20 protein-coding genes are annotated in these 21,225 nt (G+C 70.5%); 13 read left to right on the top strand and 7 right to left on the bottom strand.

What is annotated here, in order from left to right; translation table 11 throughout:
* Nucleotides 1-29 precede the first annotated feature (29 nt).
* The 3 genes from AC07EQ_RS16390 to AC07EQ_RS16380 all read left to right on the top strand — a co-directional run bounded on the left by AC07EQ_RS16390 (nt 30) and on the right by AC07EQ_RS16380 (nt 3,520).
* A complete protein-coding gene (locus AC07EQ_RS16390) occupies nt 30-1,496 on the top strand; it encodes an NCS2 family permease (protein WP_478388770.1) in 1,467 nt (488 codons plus the stop codon).
* Between the two features lie 240 nt (nt 1,497-1,736).
* A complete protein-coding gene (locus AC07EQ_RS16385) occupies nt 1,737-2,171 on the top strand; it encodes a MarR family winged helix-turn-helix transcriptional regulator (protein WP_452618239.1) in 435 nt (144 codons plus the stop codon).
* Nucleotides 2,172-2,203: 32 nt separating this feature from the next.
* Nucleotides 2,204-3,520, top strand: a complete 1,317-nt coding sequence (locus AC07EQ_RS16380) for an MFS transporter (RefSeq protein WP_478388769.1) — start codon at nt 2,204-2,206, stop codon at nt 3,518-3,520.
* A 277-nt stretch (nt 3,521-3,797) separates the two neighbouring features.
* Here AC07EQ_RS16380 and AC07EQ_RS16375 read toward each other — a convergent pair whose 3' ends face one another.
* Nucleotides 3,798-4,430: a superoxide dismutase gene (locus tag AC07EQ_RS16375; protein WP_478388768.1), complete on the bottom strand. Its 633-nt coding sequence runs from the start codon at nt 4,428-4,430 to the stop codon at nt 3,798-3,800.
* 386 nt (nt 4,431-4,816) lie between these two features.
* Here AC07EQ_RS16375 and AC07EQ_RS16370 point away from each other — a divergent pair, with 386 nt between their 5' ends.
* From AC07EQ_RS16370 to AC07EQ_RS16360, 3 genes are read left to right on the top strand one after another with little or no spacing between them, the layout of a single operon-like run.
* The gene (locus AC07EQ_RS16370) at nt 4,817-5,752 is read left to right on the top strand and encodes an ABC transporter substrate-binding protein (protein WP_478388767.1); all 936 of its coding nucleotides are present in this window, start codon (nt 4,817-4,819) and stop codon (nt 5,750-5,752) included.
* The gene (locus AC07EQ_RS16365; RefSeq protein WP_478388766.1) at nt 5,749-6,762 is read left to right on the top strand and encodes a FecCD family ABC transporter permease; all 1,014 of its coding nucleotides are present in this window, start codon (nt 5,749-5,751) and stop codon (nt 6,760-6,762) included. Before AC07EQ_RS16370 ends, AC07EQ_RS16365 begins: the two co-directional genes overlap by 4 nt.
* On the top strand, nt 6,759-7,523 hold the full coding sequence (locus AC07EQ_RS16360; protein ID WP_478388765.1) for an ABC transporter ATP-binding protein: 765 nt from the start codon (nt 6,759-6,761) through the stop codon (nt 7,521-7,523). The genes AC07EQ_RS16365 and AC07EQ_RS16360 overlap by 4 nt, the downstream gene beginning before the upstream one ends.
* A 160-nt stretch (nt 7,524-7,683) precedes the next feature.
* On the opposite strand, the gene AC07EQ_RS16355 is transcribed toward AC07EQ_RS16360, so the two are convergent.
* Together AC07EQ_RS16355 and AC07EQ_RS16350 are read right to left on the bottom strand one after the other, a co-directional pair.
* Nucleotides 7,684-9,180, bottom strand: coding sequence for a glutamate-cysteine ligase family protein (locus tag AC07EQ_RS16355; protein WP_478388930.1), 1,497 nt, complete (start codon nt 9,178-9,180; stop codon nt 7,684-7,686).
* Between the two features lie 118 nt (nt 9,181-9,298).
* The gene (locus AC07EQ_RS16350; protein WP_478388764.1) at nt 9,299-10,237 is read right to left on the bottom strand and encodes an aldo/keto reductase; all 939 of its coding nucleotides are present in this window, start codon (nt 10,235-10,237) and stop codon (nt 9,299-9,301) included.
* Between the two features lie 331 nt (nt 10,238-10,568).
* On the opposite strand from AC07EQ_RS16350, the gene AC07EQ_RS16345 reads away from it, so the two are divergent.
* The gene (locus AC07EQ_RS16345; protein ID WP_478388763.1) at nt 10,569-11,372 is read left to right on the top strand and encodes a TrmH family RNA methyltransferase; all 804 of its coding nucleotides are present in this window, start codon (nt 10,569-10,571) and stop codon (nt 11,370-11,372) included.
* On the top strand, nt 11,372-11,983 hold the full coding sequence (locus AC07EQ_RS16340; protein WP_478388762.1) for a DUF2537 domain-containing protein: 612 nt from the start codon (nt 11,372-11,374) through the stop codon (nt 11,981-11,983). The genes AC07EQ_RS16345 and AC07EQ_RS16340 overlap by 1 nt, the downstream gene beginning before the upstream one ends.
* A 200-nt stretch (nt 11,984-12,183) precedes the next feature.
* Here AC07EQ_RS16340 and sepH read toward each other — a convergent pair whose 3' ends face one another.
* The 4 genes from sepH to AC07EQ_RS16320 form a co-directional block, all read right to left on the bottom strand.
* Nucleotides 12,184-13,089, bottom strand: coding sequence for a septation protein SepH (gene sepH, locus AC07EQ_RS16335; RefSeq protein WP_478388761.1), 906 nt, complete (start codon nt 13,087-13,089; stop codon nt 12,184-12,186).
* Between the two features lie 266 nt (nt 13,090-13,355).
* Nucleotides 13,356-14,495 (bottom strand): phosphoserine transaminase, encoded by a 1,140-nt coding sequence (gene serC, locus AC07EQ_RS16330; protein ID WP_478388760.1) that lies wholly within the window; start codon nt 14,493-14,495, stop codon nt 13,356-13,358.
* 205 nt (nt 14,496-14,700) lie between these two features.
* Nucleotides 14,701-15,621: an SEC-C domain-containing protein gene (locus tag AC07EQ_RS16325; RefSeq protein ID WP_478388759.1), complete on the bottom strand. Its 921-nt coding sequence runs from the start codon at nt 15,619-15,621 to the stop codon at nt 14,701-14,703.
* 88 nt (nt 15,622-15,709) lie between these two features.
* The gene (locus AC07EQ_RS16320) at nt 15,710-16,837 is read right to left on the bottom strand and encodes a citrate synthase 2 (protein WP_478388758.1); all 1,128 of its coding nucleotides are present in this window, start codon (nt 16,835-16,837) and stop codon (nt 15,710-15,712) included.
* Between the two features lie 279 nt (nt 16,838-17,116).
* Here AC07EQ_RS16320 and AC07EQ_RS16315 point away from each other — a divergent pair, with 279 nt between their 5' ends.
* From AC07EQ_RS16315 to ureG, 5 genes are all read left to right on the top strand, one after another.
* Nucleotides 17,117-17,419, top strand: a complete 303-nt coding sequence (locus tag AC07EQ_RS16315; RefSeq protein WP_093272126.1) for an urease subunit gamma — start codon at nt 17,117-17,119, stop codon at nt 17,417-17,419.
* Nucleotides 17,420-17,471: 52 nt separating this feature from the next.
* A complete protein-coding gene (locus tag AC07EQ_RS16310; protein WP_478388757.1) occupies nt 17,472-17,855 on the top strand; it encodes an urease subunit beta in 384 nt (127 codons plus the stop codon).
* Nucleotides 17,836-19,563 carry an urease subunit alpha gene (locus tag AC07EQ_RS16305; protein ID WP_478388756.1) on the top strand — a complete coding sequence of 576 codons (1,728 nt, stop codon included), beginning with the start codon at nt 17,836-17,838 and terminating at the stop codon, nt 19,561-19,563. The genes AC07EQ_RS16310 and AC07EQ_RS16305 overlap by 20 nt, the downstream gene beginning before the upstream one ends.
* Before the next feature lie 133 nt (nt 19,564-19,696).
* The gene (locus AC07EQ_RS16300; protein ID WP_478388755.1) at nt 19,697-20,389 is read left to right on the top strand and encodes an urease accessory protein UreF; all 693 of its coding nucleotides are present in this window, start codon (nt 19,697-19,699) and stop codon (nt 20,387-20,389) included.
* Nucleotides 20,379-21,095, top strand: a complete 717-nt coding sequence (ureG, locus tag AC07EQ_RS16295; RefSeq protein WP_478388754.1) for an urease accessory protein UreG — start codon at nt 20,379-20,381, stop codon at nt 21,093-21,095. The genes AC07EQ_RS16300 and ureG overlap by 11 nt, the downstream gene beginning before the upstream one ends.
* The last annotated feature ends 130 nt before the right edge of the window (nt 21,096-21,225 follow it).

Here is a 21,225-nt window from a genome sequence, read left to right as displayed (position 1 = left end):
CGCGCAGGCGCGGTGATCGGGAAGTACTGATGGTGGATCGAGACGTTTCCAAGAAGTCGCTGCTGGACCGGTATTTCAAGATCACCGACCGCGGGTCCAGCGTCGGGCGGGAAGTTCGCGGCGGCGTGGTCACGTTCGTCACGGTCGCCTACATCATCGTGCTGAACCCGCTGATCCTCGGCAGTTCCTCTCCCGACGACGCCGGTGCCAAGCGCGACGTGCTCGGCAACATCCTGCCGGTTTCGCAGGTCGCGGCGACCACCGCGCTGGTCGCGGGCGTGATGACGATCCTGTTCGGACTGATCGCCAACTACCCGTTCGCGATCGCCGCCGGGCTCGGCATCAACACGCTGCTGGCCGTGACCATCGCGCCGCAGGTCACCTGGCCCGAGGCGATGGGTCTGGTGGTGGTGGACGGCATCATCATCCTGATCCTGGTCGCCACCGGGTTCCGGACCGCGGTGTTCAACGCGGTGCCGCCCGAGCTCAAGGCCGCGATCGCGGTCGGCGTCGGCGTGTTCATCACCTTCGTCGGCCTGGTCGACGCCGGTTTCGTGCGGCGCCTGCCGGATGCCGCCAACACGACCGTGCCGGTCGGGCTGGGCATCGAGGGCTCGATCGCCTCGTGGCCGACCGCGGTGTTCGTGTTCGGGCTGGTGCTCACCTCGGTGTTGGTGGCGCGCAAGGTGCGGGGCGCGATCCTGATCAGCGTGGCCGTCACCACGGTGCTGTCGATCGTGATCGAGTCGATCTTCTCCGCGGGCCCGTCGAAGGGCGTCAACCCCTACGGCTGGAACCTCGGCTACCCGGCGGTGCCGGAGCAGGTCATCGGCCTGCCGGACCTGTCGCTGGTCGGTGACATCTCCTTCGGCGCGTGGACGCGGCTGCCGGCGCTGGCCGCGGCGATGCTGGTGTTCACGCTGGTGCTGGCGAACTTCTTCGACGCCATGGGCACCATGACCGGCCTCGGCAAGGAGGGCGGGCTCGCCGACAAGGACGGCAACCTGCCGGGCATCGGCAAGGCGCTGGCCGTCGAGGGCGTCGGCGCGGTCGCCGGCGGGCTGGGTTCGGCGAGCTCCAACACCGTGTTCGTGGAGTCCGCGTCCGGTATCGCGGAGGGGGCGCGCACCGGTCTGGCGAACGTGATCACCGGCCTGCTGTTCCTGGCGGCGATGTTCTTCACCCCGCTCTACCAGATCATCCCGGTGGAGGCGGCGGCTCCGGCGCTGGTGGTGGTCGGGGCGATGATGCTCACCCAGATCCGGCAGATCGACCTGTCCGACTTCAGCATCGCGCTGCCCGCGTTCCTGACGATCGTGGTCATGCCGTTCACGTACTCGATCGCCAACGGCATCGGCGCGGGCTTCATCAGCTACGTGCTGCTGAGGGTCTTCACCGGCCGCATCCGCACCGTGCACCCGCTGATGTGGGTCGTGTCGGCGGCGTTCGTGCTCTACTTCTGCTCCGGCCCGCTGCACGTGCTCTTCGGCATCTGATCCGCCTCGGCGTTTGCGCAGGTGATCGGCCGTGTGCGCTTTGTGTCGCCATAGCAGCCATAACAGCACAAAGTGCACACGGGCCTCGCCGGGCGTGACGGGGCTTTGGGCCGTTCGGAGCAGTGCGTCGATTGGGTTGCGATTCCGGGTGCGGGGTCGCCTGCTGGCTATGGTGGACGGCCACTGATCAGGCCTGATCAGTTTGTCCGATTCCCCGAGATAGTTTGGTAGACTAACGACGTGTCCGATATCGCGGAGCGCGAGCGCACCCTGGCGAGTCGGCTGCGGCTCGCCGTCGTCCGCCTGAACCGGCGGCTGCGCGCGCAGAGCACCGACTCGAAGATCACGCTGTCCCAGCTGTCGGCGCTGTCCTGTCTGCACAAGGCCGGCGCGTTGACGCCCGGCGAGCTGGCGGCCCGGGAAGGCGTCCAGCCGCCGTCGATGACCAGGGTGATCTCCGCCCTGGAAGACGCCGGGCTGGTCGCACGTCGGCCGCACCCCACCGACGGCCGGCAGGCCATCGTGGAGCTGACCGAGGCGGGCCAGGCCCGCATAGAGGAAGAGGTCTCGATCCGGGAGCGCTGGCTGGACCAGCAGCTCGCGGACCTGACCGAGGAAGACCGCCGCGTGCTGTTCCAGGCGGCGGAGATCATCGACCGGTTGGCCGGCCGATGACCGGAGTCCGGTGAGAGGCGGTACGCACGAGCGTGGTTGACCGATCTGCGGCACGCACGGGAACCGACCCGAGCGGAGATCCGGCCAACCGCGAACCACCGTCCACATCGGACCGCTCCGGCGGCATGTTCCGCTCGCTGCGGGAGCGCAACTACCGCTACTACGCCTCCGGCCAGGTCGTTTCCCTGACCGGCACGTGGATGCAGCGCGCCGCGCAGGACTGGCTGGTGCTGGAACTCTCCGGCGGCAGCCCGGCCGCGCTGGGCGTGGCGGTCGCCCTGCAGTTCGCCCCGACCCTGCTGCTGACGCTGTGGGCGGGCGTCATCGCCGACCGCTTCGACAAGCGGCGAATGCTCGTCGCCACCCAGAGCGCGCTCGGCGTCTGCGGCCTCGTGCTGGGGCTGCTCGACGTCACCGGTGTCGTGCTGCTCTGGCACGTCTACCTGCTGTGCTTCGTGCTCGGCTGCTTCGCCGCTGTCGACGCGCCGGTGCGGCAGTCCTTCGTCGTCGAGATGGTCGGGCCCCGGCAGCTCACCAACGCCGTCGCGCTGAACTCGATGACGTTCAACCTGGCGCGCATCGTCGGCCCGGCCATCGCCGGGGTGCTGATCACCGCGATCGGCACCGGCTGGGTGTTCCTGCTCAACGGGTTGAGCTCGGTCGCCGTGGTCGCCGGGCTGGCGCTGATGGACGCGACGGCGCTGCACCGGGCCAAGCCGCCACCGAAGGAACGCGGCCAGCTGCGCGCCGGGCTGCGCTACGTGCGCGGGCGGCCGGACCTGCTCGTGGTGATGGTGCTGGTGTTCTTCGTCGGCACGTTCGGGATGAACTTCGAGAGCTCCTTCGCCGTGATCGCGCGCAACGTCTTCGGGCGCGAAGCCGACGGCTACGGCCTGCTGATCACCATGCTCGCGGTCGGCACGCTGACCGGGGCGTCGCTGGCGGCCCGGCGCAGCGGCCGCGGGGTGCCGAGGCTGCGGCTGATGCTGCTGGGCGCCGGCGTTTTCGGCGTGCTGGAGGCCGTGGCGGCGCTGATGCCGACCTACGAGCTGTTCGCGGCGTCGCTGGTGCCGGTCGGGATCGCTGTGATGACGTTCACCACGAGCGCGAACGCGACCGTCCAGCTGGCCGTGGAGCCGACCATGCGCGGCCGGGTCATGGGCCTCTACATGCTGCTGTTCCTGGGCGGAAAGCCGCTGGGCGGGCTGGCTTCGGGATGGCTCGCCGAGGTGCTCGGGCCGCGCTGGCCGATCCTGCTGGGCGGGCTGGCGTCGCTGGCCGCCGCGCTCGGCGGCGTCGCGGTGCTGGCCTGGCGGCGGCGAACGGGGTTGCCCAAGTCGAAAGGTTAGGCTAACCTAAAACACGTCCGCTTCGTGGTGGGAGCGGTAGTCAGTTCGGGAACAGATCGGGCCCCGGTCTCCTGCGGGAGGCCGGGGCCCGGTCGTATCCAGGCCCGGAAAAGGACTTCGGGGCCCTCCCGGAGGAAGGCCCCGAAGTTTCGGCAGTGGGCTTGTCGGAGCACTCACCGCCGAGTGGTGGGGCCGTGAGTGTTTTGTGCTGCTATGGCGACACAAAACACTCACGGCTTCTGACCAGCGAGAACCGAAGGCGCGGTGGTTCTGCCTGTCAGGCGGTGGGAAGGCGGAGGCCGTTGTAGCCGGCGCGGGCGTCGGCGAAGCGCTTGGAGACCTCGTCCCAGTTGACGACGTTCCACAGGTGCTTGACGTAGTCCGCCTTCACGTTGCGGTACTGCAGGTAGTACGCGTGCTCCCAGATGTCGAACACCAGCAGCGGCGTCGTCGCGATCGACAGGTTCGAGTGGTGATCGCGCAGCTGCTGGGTGATCAGCCGCTGACCGACCGGATCCCAGGCCAGCACGCCCCAGCCGTTGCCCTGGATCGTCGTCGACACCGCCTCCAGCTGGGCGCGGAACTTGTCGAACGAGCCGAAGTCCTCGTCGATGGCAGCCGCCAGCTCGCCGGTGGGCTTGTCCCCGCCGTTGGGGGAGAGGATCTTCCACCACACCAGGTGCAGCGAGTGCCCCGCCAGGTTGAACGCCAGCGTGGTCTCCAGCCCCACGATGGAGGAGAAGTCACCCTTCTCCCGCGCCTCGGCGATCTTGTCCACCGTGTCGTTGGCGCCCTTGACGTACGCCGCGTGGTGCTTGCTGTGGTGCAACTCGTTGATCTCACCGGCGATCGCCGGCTCCAACGCCGCGTAGTCGTAATCCAACTCCGGCAACACGTACTGCTGCGCCATTGAGCGTCTCCCTTCGCTATCGACAGACTCTAGCTACTGCCACCCTATGGCAACTAAGCCGGATGGAGGCGTTGATCTCATCTGTCGGGCGAGTCCCCGCTGCGACCGCGATGAGCAGCGAAGACGTTGCGGCGTCGGGGGAAATTGCCCGGTTGACCCGGTTCGGCGCGTGGGGCAGCATCCTCGGCAGGCCCTGCGAGCGGGGGAAGCCGGTCGAAGTCCGGCGCTGACCCGCAACGGTAGGCCGCGCGATGCGCGGCGAGCCCGATCACCTGTTCGCGAGGGATGGCTCCAACGACCGCCGTGGTCTGCGGTCGGGGTCAGGGACTCGCGGCCGCCCGCGCGGCCCCGGCTTCGGCGCAGGCTCGCTCGCCCTGGAAGGCAAGATGCGCCGCTTATTCGTCCTGGTCCTAGTCGCGTTGTCCCTCGCGGGCTGCGCCAATGCCGAGTCGCAGGCCGACGGGTTGCGCGTCGAGAACTGCGGCAGCACCGAGGTGTTCCCCGAACCGCCGAAGCGCGTGGTGAGCCTCAACCAGCACGCCACCGAGATCCTGCTGGCGCTCGGCCTGGGCGATCGGCTGGTCGGCACGGCCTACCCGGACGATCTCGCGCCGCCGGCGTCGGTGGCCGCCGCGTACGCCGGGGTGCCGCTGCTCGCCGACCAGTACCCGTCCTACGAGCGCATCCTCGAAACCGAGCCCGACCTGGTCGTCGGCGGCTACGGCAGCGCCTTCGACGACACGGAGGGCCGGAGCAGGAAGACGTTCGAGGACAACGGCATCCGCACGCTGCTGCTCTCCGAGTCCTGCGCCGCGAGCCCGGCCGGGATGGACACGCTGCTGTCGGACATCGCGATGTTCGGTGAGGTGCTGGGCCTGCAGGAGAACGCGCGGCAGGTCGCGGCCGGGATCGAGCAGCGGGTGCGCGCGGTCGAGGAGCGCTTGGCCGGCGCGGAGCCGGTCGACGTCTTCGTCTACGACTCCGGCGAGCAGGCCGCCTTCACGCTCGGCGGCAACGGCGTCGGGCACGATGCGCTGCGCCGGGCCGGTGGTCGCAACGTCTTCGGCGACGTGCCGGAGGTTTTCGCCGACGTCAGCTGGGAGCAGGTGGCGGCGCGGGCCCCGCGGGCGATCGTGCTCGTCGACTACCTGGCCGCTCCGGTGCAGAACAAGCAGGCGTACCTGACCGGGCATCCGCTCGCCTCGGGCACGCCCGCGGTCCGCGAGCAGCGGTTCAGCACGATCCCGCTCGTCGAGCTGACCGAGGGCATCCGGTTCCCCGACGCAGTCGAGCGGCTGGCCCGGGACCTGCACGGCGCATGAGGGCGCGGTTGGTGCTGGTGCACGCCGTGCTGCTGATCGCGCTGGTGGTGATCGGCGCGCTGGCCGTGTCGCTGGGCTCGGTCCGGTTGCCGCTGGACCAGGTCTGGCGGATCGTGCTGGAGCCGGTGGTGCCCTGGATCGACGCGGACTGGACGCGGGTGCGGGCCGCGATCGTGTGGGACTCGCGGATGCCGCGGGTGGTGACCGGCATCGTCGTCGGCGCGGCGCTCGCGCTCTCCGGCGCGATCGCGCAGCTGGTCACCGCGAACCCGATGGCCGACCCCTACCTGCTCGGGGTGTCCGAAGGCGCCGGCTTCGCGGCATCGGTGGTGATGGTGCTGGGCGTCGGCGCCGGGGCGCTGGGACTGCCGGTGGCCGCGTTCCTCGGCGGGCTGCTGGCGCTGGTCGTGGTGCTGGCCGTGGCCGGGCGCTCCGGATCGGTGACGACGCTGGTGCTCGGCGGGCTCGCGGTCGGCCAGGTGTCCTACGCGGCGACCTCGTTGGTGCTGCACGTCTTCGCGACCGGGGACCAGGCCAAGCAGGTGCTGTTCTGGATCACCGGCGGGCTCGGGGCCGCGCGCTGGGAGTCGCTGCCGGTACCCGCGGCGGTGCTGGTGATCGGGCTGATCGCGGCGGTGGCGGCGGGCCGCTGGATGAACGTGCTGCACGGCGGCGACGATGCGGCCGCCGCGCTCGGGCTCAACGCCCGGGCCTTCCGGGTGGCCTGCCTGGTCGGGATTTCGCTGCTGGCCGGGACCGCGGTAGCCGTGGCGGGCGGCATCGTGTTCGTCGGCCTGCTGGTGCCGCACGCGGCGACCTTCCTGGTCGGAGCCGAGGCGCGGCGGATGCTGCCGGTGTCGGCCCTGCTGGGCGCGGTGTTCCTGGTGCTGGCGGACCTGGTGGCGCGGCTGGTCATCGCGCCGTCCGAACTGCCGGTCGGGGTGCTCACCGCGATGGTGGGCGGGCCGCTGTTCCTGATCATGCTCCGGCGGCAGCGGAGGATCGCATGAGCGTGCGGGTGCGCGGAGCGCGCGTGGAGCTGGGCGGCCGGGCGGTGCTGTCCGATGTGGACGTCGAGGTGCGGGAGGGCGAGGTGTTCGGGCTGGTGGGCCCGAACGGCAGCGGCAAGACGACGTTGCTGCGCGCGCTGTACCGGGCGATCGAGCCGACGGCCGGAACCATCGAGGTGGCGGGGCGGACGAAGGCCGGGCGACGCGAGCTGGCCAGGATCCTCGCCGCGACGGTGCAGGAAACCGAGAACCGCGCGGCGTTGACCGTGCGCGAAGTGGTGACGCAGGGCCGGTTGCCGCACCTGGGGCTGCTGGAGCGGATGCGGGCGGCGGACCAGCGCATCGTCGACGAATCCCTGCGCGCCACCGGACTTCTGGACGCGGCGGAACGAGATGTGCGCACGTTGTCCGGCGGCGAGCGGCAGCGAGCGGCGATCGCGCGTGCGCTGGCGCAGCAGCCGCGGGTCCTCGTGCTCGACGAGCCGACGAACCACCTGGACCTGCGGCATCAGTACAGCATCCTCCGCCTCCTCCGCGACTTGGCGAGCGACGGCCTGACGGTCCTGATGACGCTGCACGACCTACGCCATGCGGCGGAGTTCTGCGACCGCATCGCGGTCCTCCACGAGGGCGAGGTCACCAGAGCGGGAACCCCGACCGAAGTCCTGGACGAGAACCTGCTCGCGAGGGTCTTCGGCATCCGGGCCCGCCTGGCCCACCACAACGGCCGCCCCACCCTCGACGTCGACGGAGCCCTCTGACGTGCAGCGTGACCGCCACCAGGAACGGCGCCGGTACCGGCTGGAGAGGAGCGTGCCACCCCAGCTGGTCGGGTCGCGTTCGGAGGAGTTCCCAATTTTAGGCAAAATCAGGAACCCGATTAGCGCGGGCGGATCGCGATTTTAGGCAAAATCGGGAACCTCAGCCCACCGGCCAGGTGTGGACCGGGTCTCCGTTGTCCGCCAGGTCGATGTAGCGGCGCAGCATCCCCGCCAGCGCTCCGCGCCGGTCCGCGCCGCGATCTTCCAGCAGCGCAACCGTTTCCCGCTGCCACGTCGCGCCGTTGCGCTTCGCCAGGCACCGCTTCTCGATCACGCCCAGGTAGCGTTCGCGGGCCGCGTCCGACACGCCGCACGCCTGCAGGCCGTCGTGCGCCATCGGCAGCAGACGGCGCATCACCAGCTCGTCCGGCGACACCCAGCCGACGCTCGGCCAGTACAGGTGCGCGTCGAACCCGTGCCGGGCGCCGGCGTAGAAGTTCTCCTCCGCCGCCGCGAACGACATTTGAGTCCACAGTGGCCGGTCCTGCTCGGTGAGCGCCCGCTGGACGCCGTAGAAGAACGCGGCGTTGGCGACGATGTCCACCACCGATGGCCCCGCCGGCAGCACCCGGTTCTCGATCCGCAAGTGCGGAACCCCGTCCACCAGGTCGTAGACCGGCCGGTTCCAGCGCCAGATGGTGCCGTTGTGCAGCCGCAGTTCCGCCAGCGTCGGAGCCCGGCCGGAGTCCAGCGCCGCCAGCGGATCCTCTTCCTCCGGTTCCGGCAGCAGCGCCGGGAAGTAGCGGACGTTCTCCTCGAACAGGTCGAAGATCGAGGTGATCCACCGCTCGCCGAACCACACCCGCGGCCGCACGCCCTGGTTCTTCAGCTCCACCGGACGCGTGTCGGTGGCCTGCAGGAACAGCGGAATCCGCGTCTCGTGCCACAGAGCTTTGCCCAGCAGGAACGGGGAATTCGCGCCGATGGCCACCTGCACCCCGGCCAGGCACTGCGCGGCGTTCCAATGCGCCGCGAAATCCTCCGGCGACACCTGCAGGTGCAGCTGGACCGACGTGCACGCCGACTCCGGCAGGATCGAATCGGCGTAGGACCGCAGCTTCTCGGGCTGCGCGTCGTCCAGCGGTACGCCCTCCATGTCGAGCAGCATTTCTTCGCCGCGCGCCAGGAAGATCTGCTCGTTGAGCAGCGAGTACCGCGGGTTGCGCGACAGCCAGTTCGGGTCGAAGTGCGCGCTGCGCAACGTCGGCAGCGTGCCGATCATGACGATCTTCGCGCCCGCGTCGTGCGCCCCGCCGTCTGCGCGCAGCAGCGCTGCGCGCAGACGGGACTCCAGCTCCAGGGCGCTGTCGCCCGCGAGCACCTGCGGCTCCACGTTGAGCTCGATGTTCTGCTGGCCGAGCTCGGTGGTGAACACCGGCTCGCTGATCTTCTCCAGCACCACGGCGTTGGACATGGACGGCTCCATCTGCTCGTCCACCAGGCACAGCTCCATCTCCAGCCCCATCTGCTGGTGGGGGAAGGAGAAATTGCCCTCGGCGAGCATCCGGGCCAGGGCGTCCAGGCCGCGCTGCATCTTGTTCCGATACCGTTGCCGGTCCACTGGCTTGAACGCTTGATCGTCCACGTGCCGTCCCATGCCGTCTCCCCGCTTGATCGGCAGCACGTCAGCGCGCAGCGCTGGGGAAACCACCGTGACACATCGGTACCCGGGGGACCAGCGGCCAAAACGGTGTCACGCACGGCGCGAAGAGTGATCAATCGGAGGCGTCGGTGAGCCGTTCCAGCTCGGCTTCGGTCAGTTCCAACCCGGCGGCCGGGAGCAGGTCGGCGAGCTGCTCGGTGTTGCGGGCGCTGGCGATCGGGGCGGTCACGGTCGGTTGCCCGAGCAGCCAGGCAAGCGCGACCGAGGACGCCGGCACGTCACGCAGCGTTGCGATCTCGTCCAGCGCCGTGAGCACCTTCACACCGCGCTCGTCCAGGTAGGCACGGGCGCTCTCGGCGCGTGGGCTGTCCGAACTGTCCCCGCCCGGGCGGTACTTCCCGGTCAGGAACCCGTGCGCCAGCGCGTAGTAGGGCAGCACGCTCACCTTCTCCCGAGCGCACAGGTCGGCGAGCGGGCCTTCGAACTCGCCGCGTTCCACGAGGTTGTAGTGCGGCTGCAGCGCGGAGAAGGCGGCCAGTCCCTCGCGGCGGGAGACCTCCAGCGCCTCGGCGAGCCGGGGCGCGGTGTAGTTCGACGCCGCGATGTAGCGGACCTTGCCCGCCCGCACCAGCTCGTCGAAGGCGGCCAGGGTTTCGGCCAGCGGGATGGACGGGTCGTCATCCCCATGGGCGTAGTAGAGGTCGATGTGGTCGACACCCAGGCGGCGCAGCGAATCTTCCGCCGCGGCCTTGATGTTCGCCGCCGACAGGCCGCGGCGGCCCGGCAGCCTGCCGACCTTGGTGGCGACCACGATGTCGTCGCGGTTGCCGCGGGCGCGCAGCCATTCGCCGATCAAGGTCTCGGATTCGCCGCCGGAATTGCCCTCCACCCAAGCGGAATAGCTGTCGGCGGAGTCGATGAAGTTGCCGCCCGCGGCGGCGTACTGGTCCAGAACGGTGAAGGTGGCGTCGCGATCCGCCGTCCAGCCGAACACGTTGCCACCGAGGCAGATGGGGAAGACGTCGAGTTCAGTGTCGCCGAGTCGAGTCATGTTGCGGAACCTACTCCCTCCCGCCCCCGGAGCCGATAGAGACCGTTTCCGAACTTGCTCCGCGTGGCGGTGCGGGCGGCCCCCTGCGGGAGTTCGCCTTCTCGCTGTGGGATGCCCGACATCATGACTGCCAATTCACCACGTCGGGGCTGTCCTAGCCGGGAGAACCCCGACAGGGTGGGCAATTCAAAACAGCCTCGATAGTCGGTCTTCGTGTGGTTTGCCGGAATTCCCGGGAGATCATGCCGGCACCTCCGGCCCCACGAGTCGCGCGCGACGGCGCGAGATCGGCCGGGCCGACTCGATTGGCGGGGGGTGCGAGAATGCGGGCGTGGTGCACATTGTCGAGGTCGACGACGTCGACGACCCGCGGGTCGACGACTTCCGCGATCTGTCCCGCGCGGACCGCCGCCCAGACCGGCCGGGCGGGCGGGGGCTGGTGATCGCCGAAGGCGTCGTGGTGGTCGAGCGGCTGCTCGCCTCGCCGTACCCGGTGCGGGCGCTGCTCGGCGTGCGCCGCCGCATCGAGGAGCTGACCGAGGCCACCGCGGCCCTGGACGTGCCCGCCTACGTCACCGACGCCGACGTGATGGCGCGCGTCGTGGGTTTCCACCTGAACCGCGGCGTGCTGGCGGTCGCCGATCGCGCGCCGGTCGTCGAGCCCGCCGAGCTCATCGCCCGCTCCCGCCGCCTGGTGGTGCTGGAAGGCATCGGTGACCACGAGAACCTCGGCGCGCTGTTCCGCAACGCCGCCGCGCTCAGCGTCGACGGCGTGCTGCTCGGCGTGGGCTGCTCGGACCCGCTGTACCGGCGCAGCGTGCGGGTGTCGATGGGGCACGTGCTCCGCGTACCGTTCGCCCACCTCGACTCCTGGCCGGAAGACCTGAAGTTGCTGCGCGACAACGGCTTCCGCGTTGCGGCGCTGACCCCCAGGGCGGATGCGAAATCCCTTCGCGAAGCGGCCCTGGACAGCGGCCCGGTGGCGGTGCTGCTCGGCTCCGAAGGCCCCGGGCTCACCGACGAGGCCATCGCGGCCGCAGACCTCGCGGTCCGCATCCCGATGGCGAGCGGGGTGGATTCGCTCAACGTCGCCACGGCCGGTGCGATCGCCTTCCACGCGATGAGCGGAACGTGATGGACGCCCGGGAAACCGGCTGGGAGCTGCACGCGCGATCCGGTCGCGCGGTGCTGGTGCGCGGCATCGGCCGGGAGGTCGACCCGGCCCGGCTGCGGCTGCCCGGCTCGCTGGTCGCGGCGCTGCACGAGTGGGCGCACGTGGTGGAAGCGCTGCAGACCGAGGAAGCCGCGGACACCACGGCGGAGCTCGTCTCGCGGCGCGGTCGCCAGCTGGCGATGCGCCTGGCGGCGGAGACCGGCGGCCAGATCGGCTACGTCGACCCGCTCAGCGGCGAACTCGACCACATCGGCCGACCGCGCTCGGCGCACGCGATGCGCGGGTGGCGCGGCGGAACGATCGCCCCGGTGCAGCCCACGCCGTGGGGCCCGGGCCTGGTGATCAGCGCGGTCATCGGCGCGATCGTGACGGTGACCCTGGTGGTGGTGACGCTCGGCCTGGCGGACGTGAGCGGAATCCTCGCGGCGGTGGTCAACATCGCGGTGGCCGCGGGGTTCGCGCCGTCGATCTGGCTGGGCCGCAACGTCCCGGTCTGGCGCTGGGCGGCGTACGGAACGGCGGTGGGCATCATCGCGGCCTGGATCGCCCTCCTCCTCAGCCTCCTCGGCTGAGCGCCACCCCTGTTCAACCCGCAATTTCAATGGAAATCGAACCTCTGATTTCCATTGAAATTGCGGGAGTTCTCCACAGGCGTCGGCATGTCGTGGTGCGACACGCCGGTGATCCCCAGTTTCAATTGAAACTGAGGTGGACATGGCAACGGGGCCGGGTGAGCTAGAAGCTCGCCCGGCCCCGTTGGGTTGTTCGGTCGTCAGCGGTGGGAGCGGACGCCGAGCAGGACGTCCTCCCACGACGGCACGATCGGATGACTCTTGCGCCCGCGCCGCGGCTCCGCCTTGCGCTGCGCGTCGTCCTCCGCCGCCTCGGCGGACGCGCCTTCGGCGCTCTCCTCCGCCGTCGGCTCTGCCACCGGCTCCGCCGGCGGCGGGCCGGTGTCCATGTCGAGGGTCGGCGCCTCCGGTCGCTGCGCGACCACCGGCTCCTCCACCCGCTCCGGGACCGGCTGCGCCTGCTGGTCGAGCTGCAGCGCTTCGCGGGCCAGCTCGGTGACCGGCCGGACCGTCCGCAGCGGGCGGTTCGGGGACGGGTCGAGCAGGTCGGCCGCGTGGTCGTCGAGCGCCGCGACGGTGCCGCCGTGCGCGCCGGGGTGGAAGACCCAGTGCGCGCGGTTCTCCGAGCGCCCGGCCTGCCAGGTCAGCTGGACGACCCACTTGCCGTCCTCGCCGCGCCACGAGCCCCAGTTGGCCTCGGCGTAGTCGTGGCCGCGCATGCCGAAGGTGTGCGCGACGACCTCGCCGAGCGTCTGGACGTCCGGGCCGTCCTCGCGGACCGGGTGCGCGCGCTGGGCCATCTCGGCGATCTGGGCGCGTTCGAGCAGCACGGGGTAGGCGTAGCGCTCGACCCGGTGCTCGGGGATGCCGGAGGCCTCCGAGATCTGTGCGACGGACGCGCCGGAGCGGATGCGGGCCTGGATCTCCCGGGGCCGCATCTGGGCTTCCATCTCGATCTGGACCTGGCCGAGCCTGGTGAGGTCACCGCGGGCTGCGGCACGCAGTCGTTCGTCGGCGGGCACGGTGAAGCGCTCGCCGTTCTCCGGGTCCTCGCAGATGACGGATTCACCGTCCTCGTCGAGCCCGACCACTCGCAGCGCTCGCATACGCCAGCCTCCCGCCGACCTACATGTCACCAAGCTGTGACAGTAACCCGGCGCGCCGCCTTGACGCGGGAGGCACGCCGGGCACGTCGTCTCGTTGTTGGTCGCTCTCTCCGCCTTCGATCTTGCCGGAAAGGTGGCGCCCGGGCGAACGGGTAAAACCACTCATTTTCGTTGAAGATCACCGCTAGTGCCCAAAAGTTCACTTGGTGGTGTCATTCTGGGCAAAAAGCCGCCGGGATCTTGGCGGATCCCGGCGGCTCAGCGTGTCAGGAAAGCTGCGAAACCACCCAATCGATCGACTTCGTCAGAGCGGTGACGTCGTCCGGGTCGATCGCCGGGAACATGCCGACCCGCAGCTGGTTGCGGCCCAGCTTCCGGTACGGCTCGGTGTCCACGATCCCGTTGGCGCGCAGCGCCTTCGCCACCGCGGCGGCGTCGATCGAGTCGGCGAAGTCGACCGTGCCGACCACCTGGGAGCGCTTCGCCGGGTCGGCCACGAACGGCGTGGCGTACTCCGACGCCTCGGCCCAGGAGTACAGCCGCTGCGACGACTCGCGGGTGCGCTGCGAGCACCAGTCCAGCCCGCCCTGGCCGTTCATCCACTCGATCTGGTCGGCGAGCAGGAACAAGGTGGCGACCGCGGGGGTGTTGTACGTCTGGTCCTTGCGGGAGTTGTCCAGCGCGGTGGGCAGCGACAGGAACTCCGGCACCCATCGGTCGGACGCGCCGATCTCGCCGATCCGCTCGATCGCCGCCGGGCTCATCGCGGCCAGCCACAGCCCGCCGTCGGCGGCGAAGCACTTCTGCGGCGCGAAGTAGTAGACGTCGACGTCGGCGGCGTCGAACGGCAGCCCGCCCGCGCCCGAGGTGGCGTCGATCGCGATCAGCGCGTTCTCCGAACCCTCCGGGCGGCTCGGCGCGAGCATCACGCCGGTGGAGGTCTCGTTGTGCGCCCAGCCGATCAGGTCGACGGACGGGTCCGACACCGGCTCCGGCGCGTCGCCCGGCTCGGCGGAGACCACCACCGGGTCGCCCAGGAACGGCGCCGTCTTGGCGGCCTTGGCGAACTTCGAGGAGAACTCGCCGTAGGTGAGGTGCAGCGACCGCTCGCGGACCAGGCCGAACGTCGCGGCGTCCCAGAACGCGGTGGTGCCGCCGACGCCGAGCACGACCTCGTAGCCCTCCGGCAGGGAGAACAGCTCGTGTAGTCCCTCCCGGATGCGTCCGACCAGGGACTTCACCGGCTTCTGCCGGTGCGAGGTGCCCATCACCGCGGCGCCCGTGCCGGCCAGGTTCGCGAGCTGCTCGTCGCGCACCTTGGACGGGCCGCAGCCGAACCGGCCGTCGGCGGGCTTGAGTTCCTCGGGCAGCTTCAGGGTCGTCGGGTCGATTTCGGCCTGCGTCATGCCGGCGCCTCCGGGCGTTGTTGTGGTGACTGTGCAGGTGGCGGGGCAGTGCCTCCCGCGCGCCAGTGGCCTGATGACCGGCGCCTTTGCCGGCTCGGCTCAAGTGTTGCAGCAGGGTTTCGGGGTCGTGACCCCGGTGCTGCCAACAGCCGCAAGGCAACTTACTGCGGACGTCGGCCGTTGGCCAACAGCATCCGGATCTTGGTCAGGCGAAGCCCGGGGCGCCGCAGCACTTCTTGTACTTGCGCGCGGAGCCGCACCAGCAGGCGTCGTTGCGGCCCGGCGGCCAGGCGATGGCCAGGCCGCGGCGGGCGGCTTCCGCGGCGAACTCCGCGCGGGTGGACTGCTCGTCCAGGGCGATGCCGCGCGACGCCGCGAAGCCCACCAGCGACTCGAACGAGCCGATGACCACCGCCGCCTCCGGGCGCTGCTGCAGAGCCCGCTCGGCCTCCCGGCGGTGCTCCAGGTGCTCGGTGCCCGGGTACCAGCCCGGCCGTTCTCGTTGGATCTCGGCGAAATCCGCCGCCGGCCAGAAGAGGATCGCCGGCGCCTCGTCGTGCCGCCGGAGGTTCTCGATCTGTGCTCCGATCTGGCGGCCGTGCTCGGTCAGCCGGTCGTGGAGCTCGTCGAGGCCATCGGACGGCAGGCCAAGCTCGCGGCGCAGGAGGCTGCGTTGCCGCAGCAGTTCGGAGCCGGCGTCGCCCATTTCGATCTCGGCGTCCAGGCTCGGGACGAACCGGTTGACGCCGATGTTGAGCCAGCGCAACGCTTCCTGCGGTTCGTCGACGAGCTGGTACGCCATCGACGCGGTCACGTAGGCCCACTCGCAGTTCGAGCCCTCCCGGAGCAGCCGCGCGAAGCGCTCCTCTGCCTCCGCACGCCGCCCGTGCGTCAGCAGGAACTTCGCATAGGCGGCCGGGCCGTGGAGCACGTTGGTGTCGTCGTCGACCTCGGCCGCGACGCGCAGGGCCCGCTCCTCGCGCTCGTGCTCGCCCGCGAAGTGCCAGTAGTCCGCCGCCTCGACGAGGTCGTTGCACTGCTCGCCGCTGGTCTCCGCGTCGGCCTCCAGCGCTTCGGCGTACTCGACGTGCAGCCGCCGTTGCGCCTCGCCGGATGTGACCGTCACCACTCCACGCTACCGCTGTTCGCCGCTCGGGTGCCGTGAGTGTTTTGTGTCGTCATAGCGACACAAAACACTCACGGGCGGTTACCGGTCACACCGAGGCGATCAGCTGGTCGATCGAGCCCCAGCCCGCGACGTCCTGCGGGGAGCGCGGGGCCGGGCCGGTGTACTGCGCCGACGGGCGCACCAGGCGGCCGGTGCGCTTCTGCTCCAGGACGTGCGCCGACCAGCCCGCGAGCCGGGCGCAGGTGAACATCGCCGGCATCATCGCCGTCGGGACCTGCGCGAAGTCGAGCACCACCGCGGCCCAGAACTCCACGTTGGTCTCGATCGGCCGGTCCGGCCGACGCTCCCGCAGCACCGCCAGGGCAGCCTGCTCCAGCTCGCGGGCCACCTCGAAGCGCGGCGCGCGCAGCTGGTCGCAGGCGTTGCGGAGCACCCGGGCGCGCGGGTCCTCGGCGCGGTAGACGCGGTGGCCGAAGCCCATCAGGCGGTCGCCGCGATCCAGGATCGACGTCACCACCCGGCGCGCGTCGCCGGTGCGCTCGGCCTCTTCGATCATCGGCAGCACGCGGGCCGGGGCGCCGCCGTGCAGCGGCCCGGACATCGCGCCCACCGCGCCGGACAGGCAGGCGCCGACGTCGGCGCCCGTGGAGGCGATCACGCGGGCGGTGAACGTCGAGGCGTTCAGCCCGTGCTCGGCCGCCGATACCCAGTACGCGTCGAGCGCCTGCACGTGCTTCGGGTCCGGTTCGCCGCGCCACCTGGTCAGGAACTGCTCGGTGGCGGTGGCCGCTTCCGCGATCCGGGCGTGCGGAACCGGCGGCTGATCTCCGCGCGCGGACTGCGCCACGAAGGACAGCCCGAGCGCGGAGGAGAGCGCCAGCTGCGCTCGGGCCTGCGCGTCGTCGATGTCCAGCAGTGGCGCGAAACCGGCGGCCGGCGAGGTCATCGCCAGCGCCGCCTGCACGTCCGCCCGCACATCGCCGGTGCGGATCGGCAGCGGTGTGTCGTCCGCGGGCGGCAGGCCGTCACCGAACCGGCCGTCGACCAGCAGGGCCCACACGTCGTCGAAGGAGACCGTGCCCACCAGGTCTTCGATGTCCACGCCGCGGTAGCGCAGCGCGCCGCCGTCGCGGTCGGGTTCGGCGATCTCGGTCTGGAAGGCGACCACGCCCTCCAGGCCCGGGCGGAATTCGGTCTGGTCCGCCTTGCTCATGGCTGCCTCGTCTCCTCGGTGGTCGGGACCGCGCGCGTGCGCGGGCCGGGGACGTGGCGGGGCGTCGGGAACACAGTGCACCCGTCCACATGGCGGAAGCAATCGGAATCGGTGGGGGAAATCTCTGAAATGAGCTAGATCACATGGCGATGTCGGCGGTGTAAAAATTTTAGTTAGCGGGGCAAAAGGTTGGAAAAAAGGTTGTAATGGGTCAATTGTCTGGAGTAAACCCGCAGGACACGGCGGCCCACGTCGGGCCTCGTATGTTAAATAGCTTTCATGCACCTTGCTCCTCATGAGCGCGACAAGTTGCTCGTCTACGTTGCGGCCCGCCTTGCGCGCGAGCGGCTGGACCGCGGACTGAAGCTGAACTACCCCGAAGCGGTGGCGCTGATCACCGACCACGTCGCGGAGGGTGCTCGGGACGGCCGGACCGTCGCCGAGCTGATGCAGAGCGGCCGCCAGGTGCTGCGCGCCGACCAGGTGCTCGACGGAGTGCCGGAGATGATCCACGACGTGCAGGTGGAGGCCACCTTCCCGGACGGGACGAAGCTGGTCACGGTGCACGACCCGATCACCTGACGCGGCGAACCGGCCAGCCCCCAATCCCGTATCGACATCTCGAGGAGTGCTCATGCGTCCCGGGGAGATCATCACCGGCGACGGCCCGATTCCGCTGAATCCGGGCCGGGAACGCATCCGGATCACCGTCGTCAACCGGGCCGACCGCGCGGTGCAGGTCGGCTCCCACTACCACTTCGCCGCGGTCAACCCGGGCCTGGAGTTCGACCGGGCCAAGGCCTGGGGCTACCGCCTGGACGTGCCGTCGGGCACCGCCGTGCGCTTCGAGCCGAACAAGGACCGCGAGGTCGACCTGGTGCCCGTCGGCGGCAGCCGGCTGGTGCGCGGTCTCCGGCTGGAGTACGTCGGCGAGCTCGACGCCCGCGACCACGAACCCACCCCGTTCACCTACGGCGAGAAAGGCGAGGGACACCACGGTGAGCACATCGTCCATTGACCGGTCCCAGTACGTCGAGCTGTTCGGCCCGACGACCGGCGACCGGATCCGGTTGGCCGACACCGATCTGCTGATCGAGGTCACCGAGGACCGCAGCCAGGGGCCCACCGGCTCCGGCGACGAAGTGGTGTTCGGCGGCGGCAAGGTCATCCGCGAGTCGATGGGGCAGTCCGCCGCGATCCGCGCCGAGGGCACGCCGGACGTGGTGATCACCGGGGCCGTCATCCTCGACCACTGGGGCGTGATCAAGGCCGACGTGGGCATCCGCGACGGCCGCATCGTGGGCATCGGCAAGGCCGGCAACCCCAGCGCCAACAACGACGTGGACAACTCGCTGGTCATCGGGCCGTCCACGGAGATCATCGCCGGCAACGGCAAGATCCTCACCGCCGGCGGCATCGACTCCCACGTGCACTTCATCTGCCCGCAGGAGATCGACACCGCGCTGGCCTCCGGCCTCACCACCCTGATCGGCGGCGGCACCGGCCCCGGCGAGGGCAGCAAGGCCACCACGGTCACGCCCGGCGCCTGGAACCTCGGCCGGATCATGCAGGCCCTCGATTACATGCCGGTCAACGTGCTGCTGCTGGGCAAGGGCAGCACGATGCGCGGCGAGGCGCTGTGGGAACAGCTGCGCGCCGGCGCGGGCGGCTTCAAGATCCACGAGGACTGGGGCGCCACGCCCGCGGTGCTGGACAGCGCGCTGCGGGTGGCCGAGGAGTCCGGCGTCCAGGTCGCGTTGCACGCCGACACGCTCAACGAGGCCGGGTTCTACGAGTCGACCCTGGAAGCCATCAACGGCCGTTCGATCAGCGCGTTCCACGTCGAAGGCGCCGGCGGCGGGCACGCGCCGGACATCATCCGGCTCGCCTCGCAGCCCAACGTGCTGCCCTCGTCGACCAACCCGACGCGGCCGCACACCATCAACACCATCGACGAGCACCTCGACATGGTGATGGTCTGCCACCACCTGAACCCGTCGGTGCCCGAGGACCTGGCCTTCGCGGAGAGCCGCATCCGGCCGTCCACCATCGCGGCCGAGGACGTCCTGCACGACCTCGGCGCGATCTCGATGATGAGCTCGGACGCGCAGGCCATGGGTCGCATCGGCGAGGTCATCATGCGCACCTGGCAGACCGCGCACGTGATGAAGCGCCGCCGCGGCGCGCTGCCCGGCGACGGCCGCGCGGACAACAACCGCGCGCAGCGCTACGTCGCGAAGTACACGATCAACCCGGCCATCGCGCACGGCATCGCCAAGCACGTCGGCTCCGTGGAGGTCGGCAAGATGGCCGACCTGGTGCTGTGGGAACCGAAGTTCTTCGGCGTCCGCCCGCACATCGTGCTCAAGGGCGGGTTCGCCGCGTGGGCGGCGATGGGCGACGCGAACGCGTCGATCCCCACGCCGCAGCCCTACATCACGCGGCCGAGCTTCGGGGCGCAGCCGCGCGCGGCGGCGGCGAGCAGCGTGTTCTTCGTGGCGCCGGTGGCGCTGGACGCGCAGCTGCCGGAGCAGCTGCAGCTGGGCTCGCGGTTGGTCGCCGTCGAGAGCACGCGGTCCGCGGGCAAAGCGGACATGCTGCACAACGACGCCACCCCGGACATCCAGGTCGACCCGGACACCTTCGCGGTGGACATCGACGGCGAGCGCGTCGAGCCGGCCCCGGTCGCCGAGGTGCCGATGGCACAGCGCTATTTCCTGTTCTGACAGGCCGAAAGCAGCCGAGTATCGAGCGGGAACGCAATTTCAATGGAAATCGGAGCTTCGATTTCCATTGAAATTGCGGACCCCTGTCACTGGAACGGATGAGGTTCGTCTCGTCCGGTTTGGAGGGAGAGCGGTGCGAGCCGGTCTTGCGGTGCTGGCGCTCGCGGACTCCCGGTTCCCCGGCGGGGGGCACGTGCACTCCGGCGGCGTCGAGGAGGCCGCCGCGCGGGGGCTGATCAAGGGAATCGGCGACCTGCGCGAATTCTTGTACGGGCGCTTGCACGGCGCGGGCGCCCTGCAAGCGGTGTTCGCCGCCGCCGCGGCGCACGCCGCGTCCCGCGGTGTCCTAAGTGGACACTGGCGGGAGCTGGACGTCGAACTCGACGCCCGCACCCCGTCCCCGGCGCAGCGGGAGGCCTCGCGCGCGCAGGGGCGGGGCATGATCCGCGCCGGCAAGGCCGCCTGGCCGTCGCCGGTGCTGACCGAACTGGTGGCCGCGATCCCGCGGCCACACCATCCGATCGTGCTCGGCGCGCTGGCGGCCATCGCCGGGGCCGGGCCCCTGGAGGCCGCGCTGGCCGCCGGTTACCTGGCGGTCAGCGGACCGTCCTCCGCCGGCGTCCGGCTGCTCGGGCTGGACCCGTTCGCGGCCAACGCCGTGGTCACCGAACTGGCCGACGACCTCGACCGGATCGCCGCCGAGGCGGCCGCGGTGGCCGGGCTCGACCCGGCCGAGCTGCCCGCCCCCGGGGCCCCGGCGCTGGACCTGCTCGCCGAAGCGCACGATCGCCATCACCGGGAAGAGGTGCGTCTCTTTGCTTCCTGAACACGGACACGGCCACGGGCACGGTCACACGCATCCGGTCAACTTCGACCCGACCGCGACCGAACCGGACCCGTTCTCGGCCGAACCGCAGAACGGGCGCCCGTTCCGGCTCGGCATCGGCGGGCCGGTCGGCAGCGGCAAGACCGCGCTGACCGCGGCGCTCTGCCGCGCGCTGGGCCAGGAGGTCAACCTCGCGGTCGTGACCAACGACATCTACACCACCGAGGACGCGGACTTCCTGCGCAGGGCCGGGGTGCTGGACACCGACCGGATCGAGGCCGTGCAGACCGGCGCCTGCCCGCACACCGCCATCCGCGACGACATCACCGCCAACCTGGACGCGGTGGACCGGCTCGCCGAGCGGCACCCCGGGCTGGAGCTGGTCATCGTGGAAAGCGGCGGCGACAACCTGACCGCGGTGTTCAGCCGCGGGCTGGCGGACCGGCAGATCTTCGTGGTGGACGTCGCCGGCGGCGACAAGGTGCCGCGCAAGGGCGGCCCCGGCGTCACCACCGCGGACCTGCTGGTGATCAACAAGATCGACCTGGCCGAGCTGGTCGGCGCCGACATGGAGGTCATGGTCTCGGACGCGCACCGGATGCGCGGCGAGCTCCCGGTGATCACCCAGTCCCTGACTCGCACGCCCAACGCCCCCGACGTCTCGGGCTGGGTCCGCGAGCAGCTCAAGGTCGGCGTCAGTGCCTGAGGGCCGGCTCTCGCCCTCGCGGGGAGGGGCGGGGGGGGGGGGGGGGGGAGGGGAGAAAAAAAAAAAAAAAAAAAAAAAAAGGCCAGGGGTGTAGAGACGCAGAAGGAAGGAGTGAAGATCGAGCGCCACA

The organism is Saccharopolyspora sp. NPDC045839 (genome assembly GCF_056431645.1).
The sequence above is the reverse complement of the archived record's forward strand: the minus strand, read 5'-3'. Positions and strand labels throughout refer to the sequence as shown.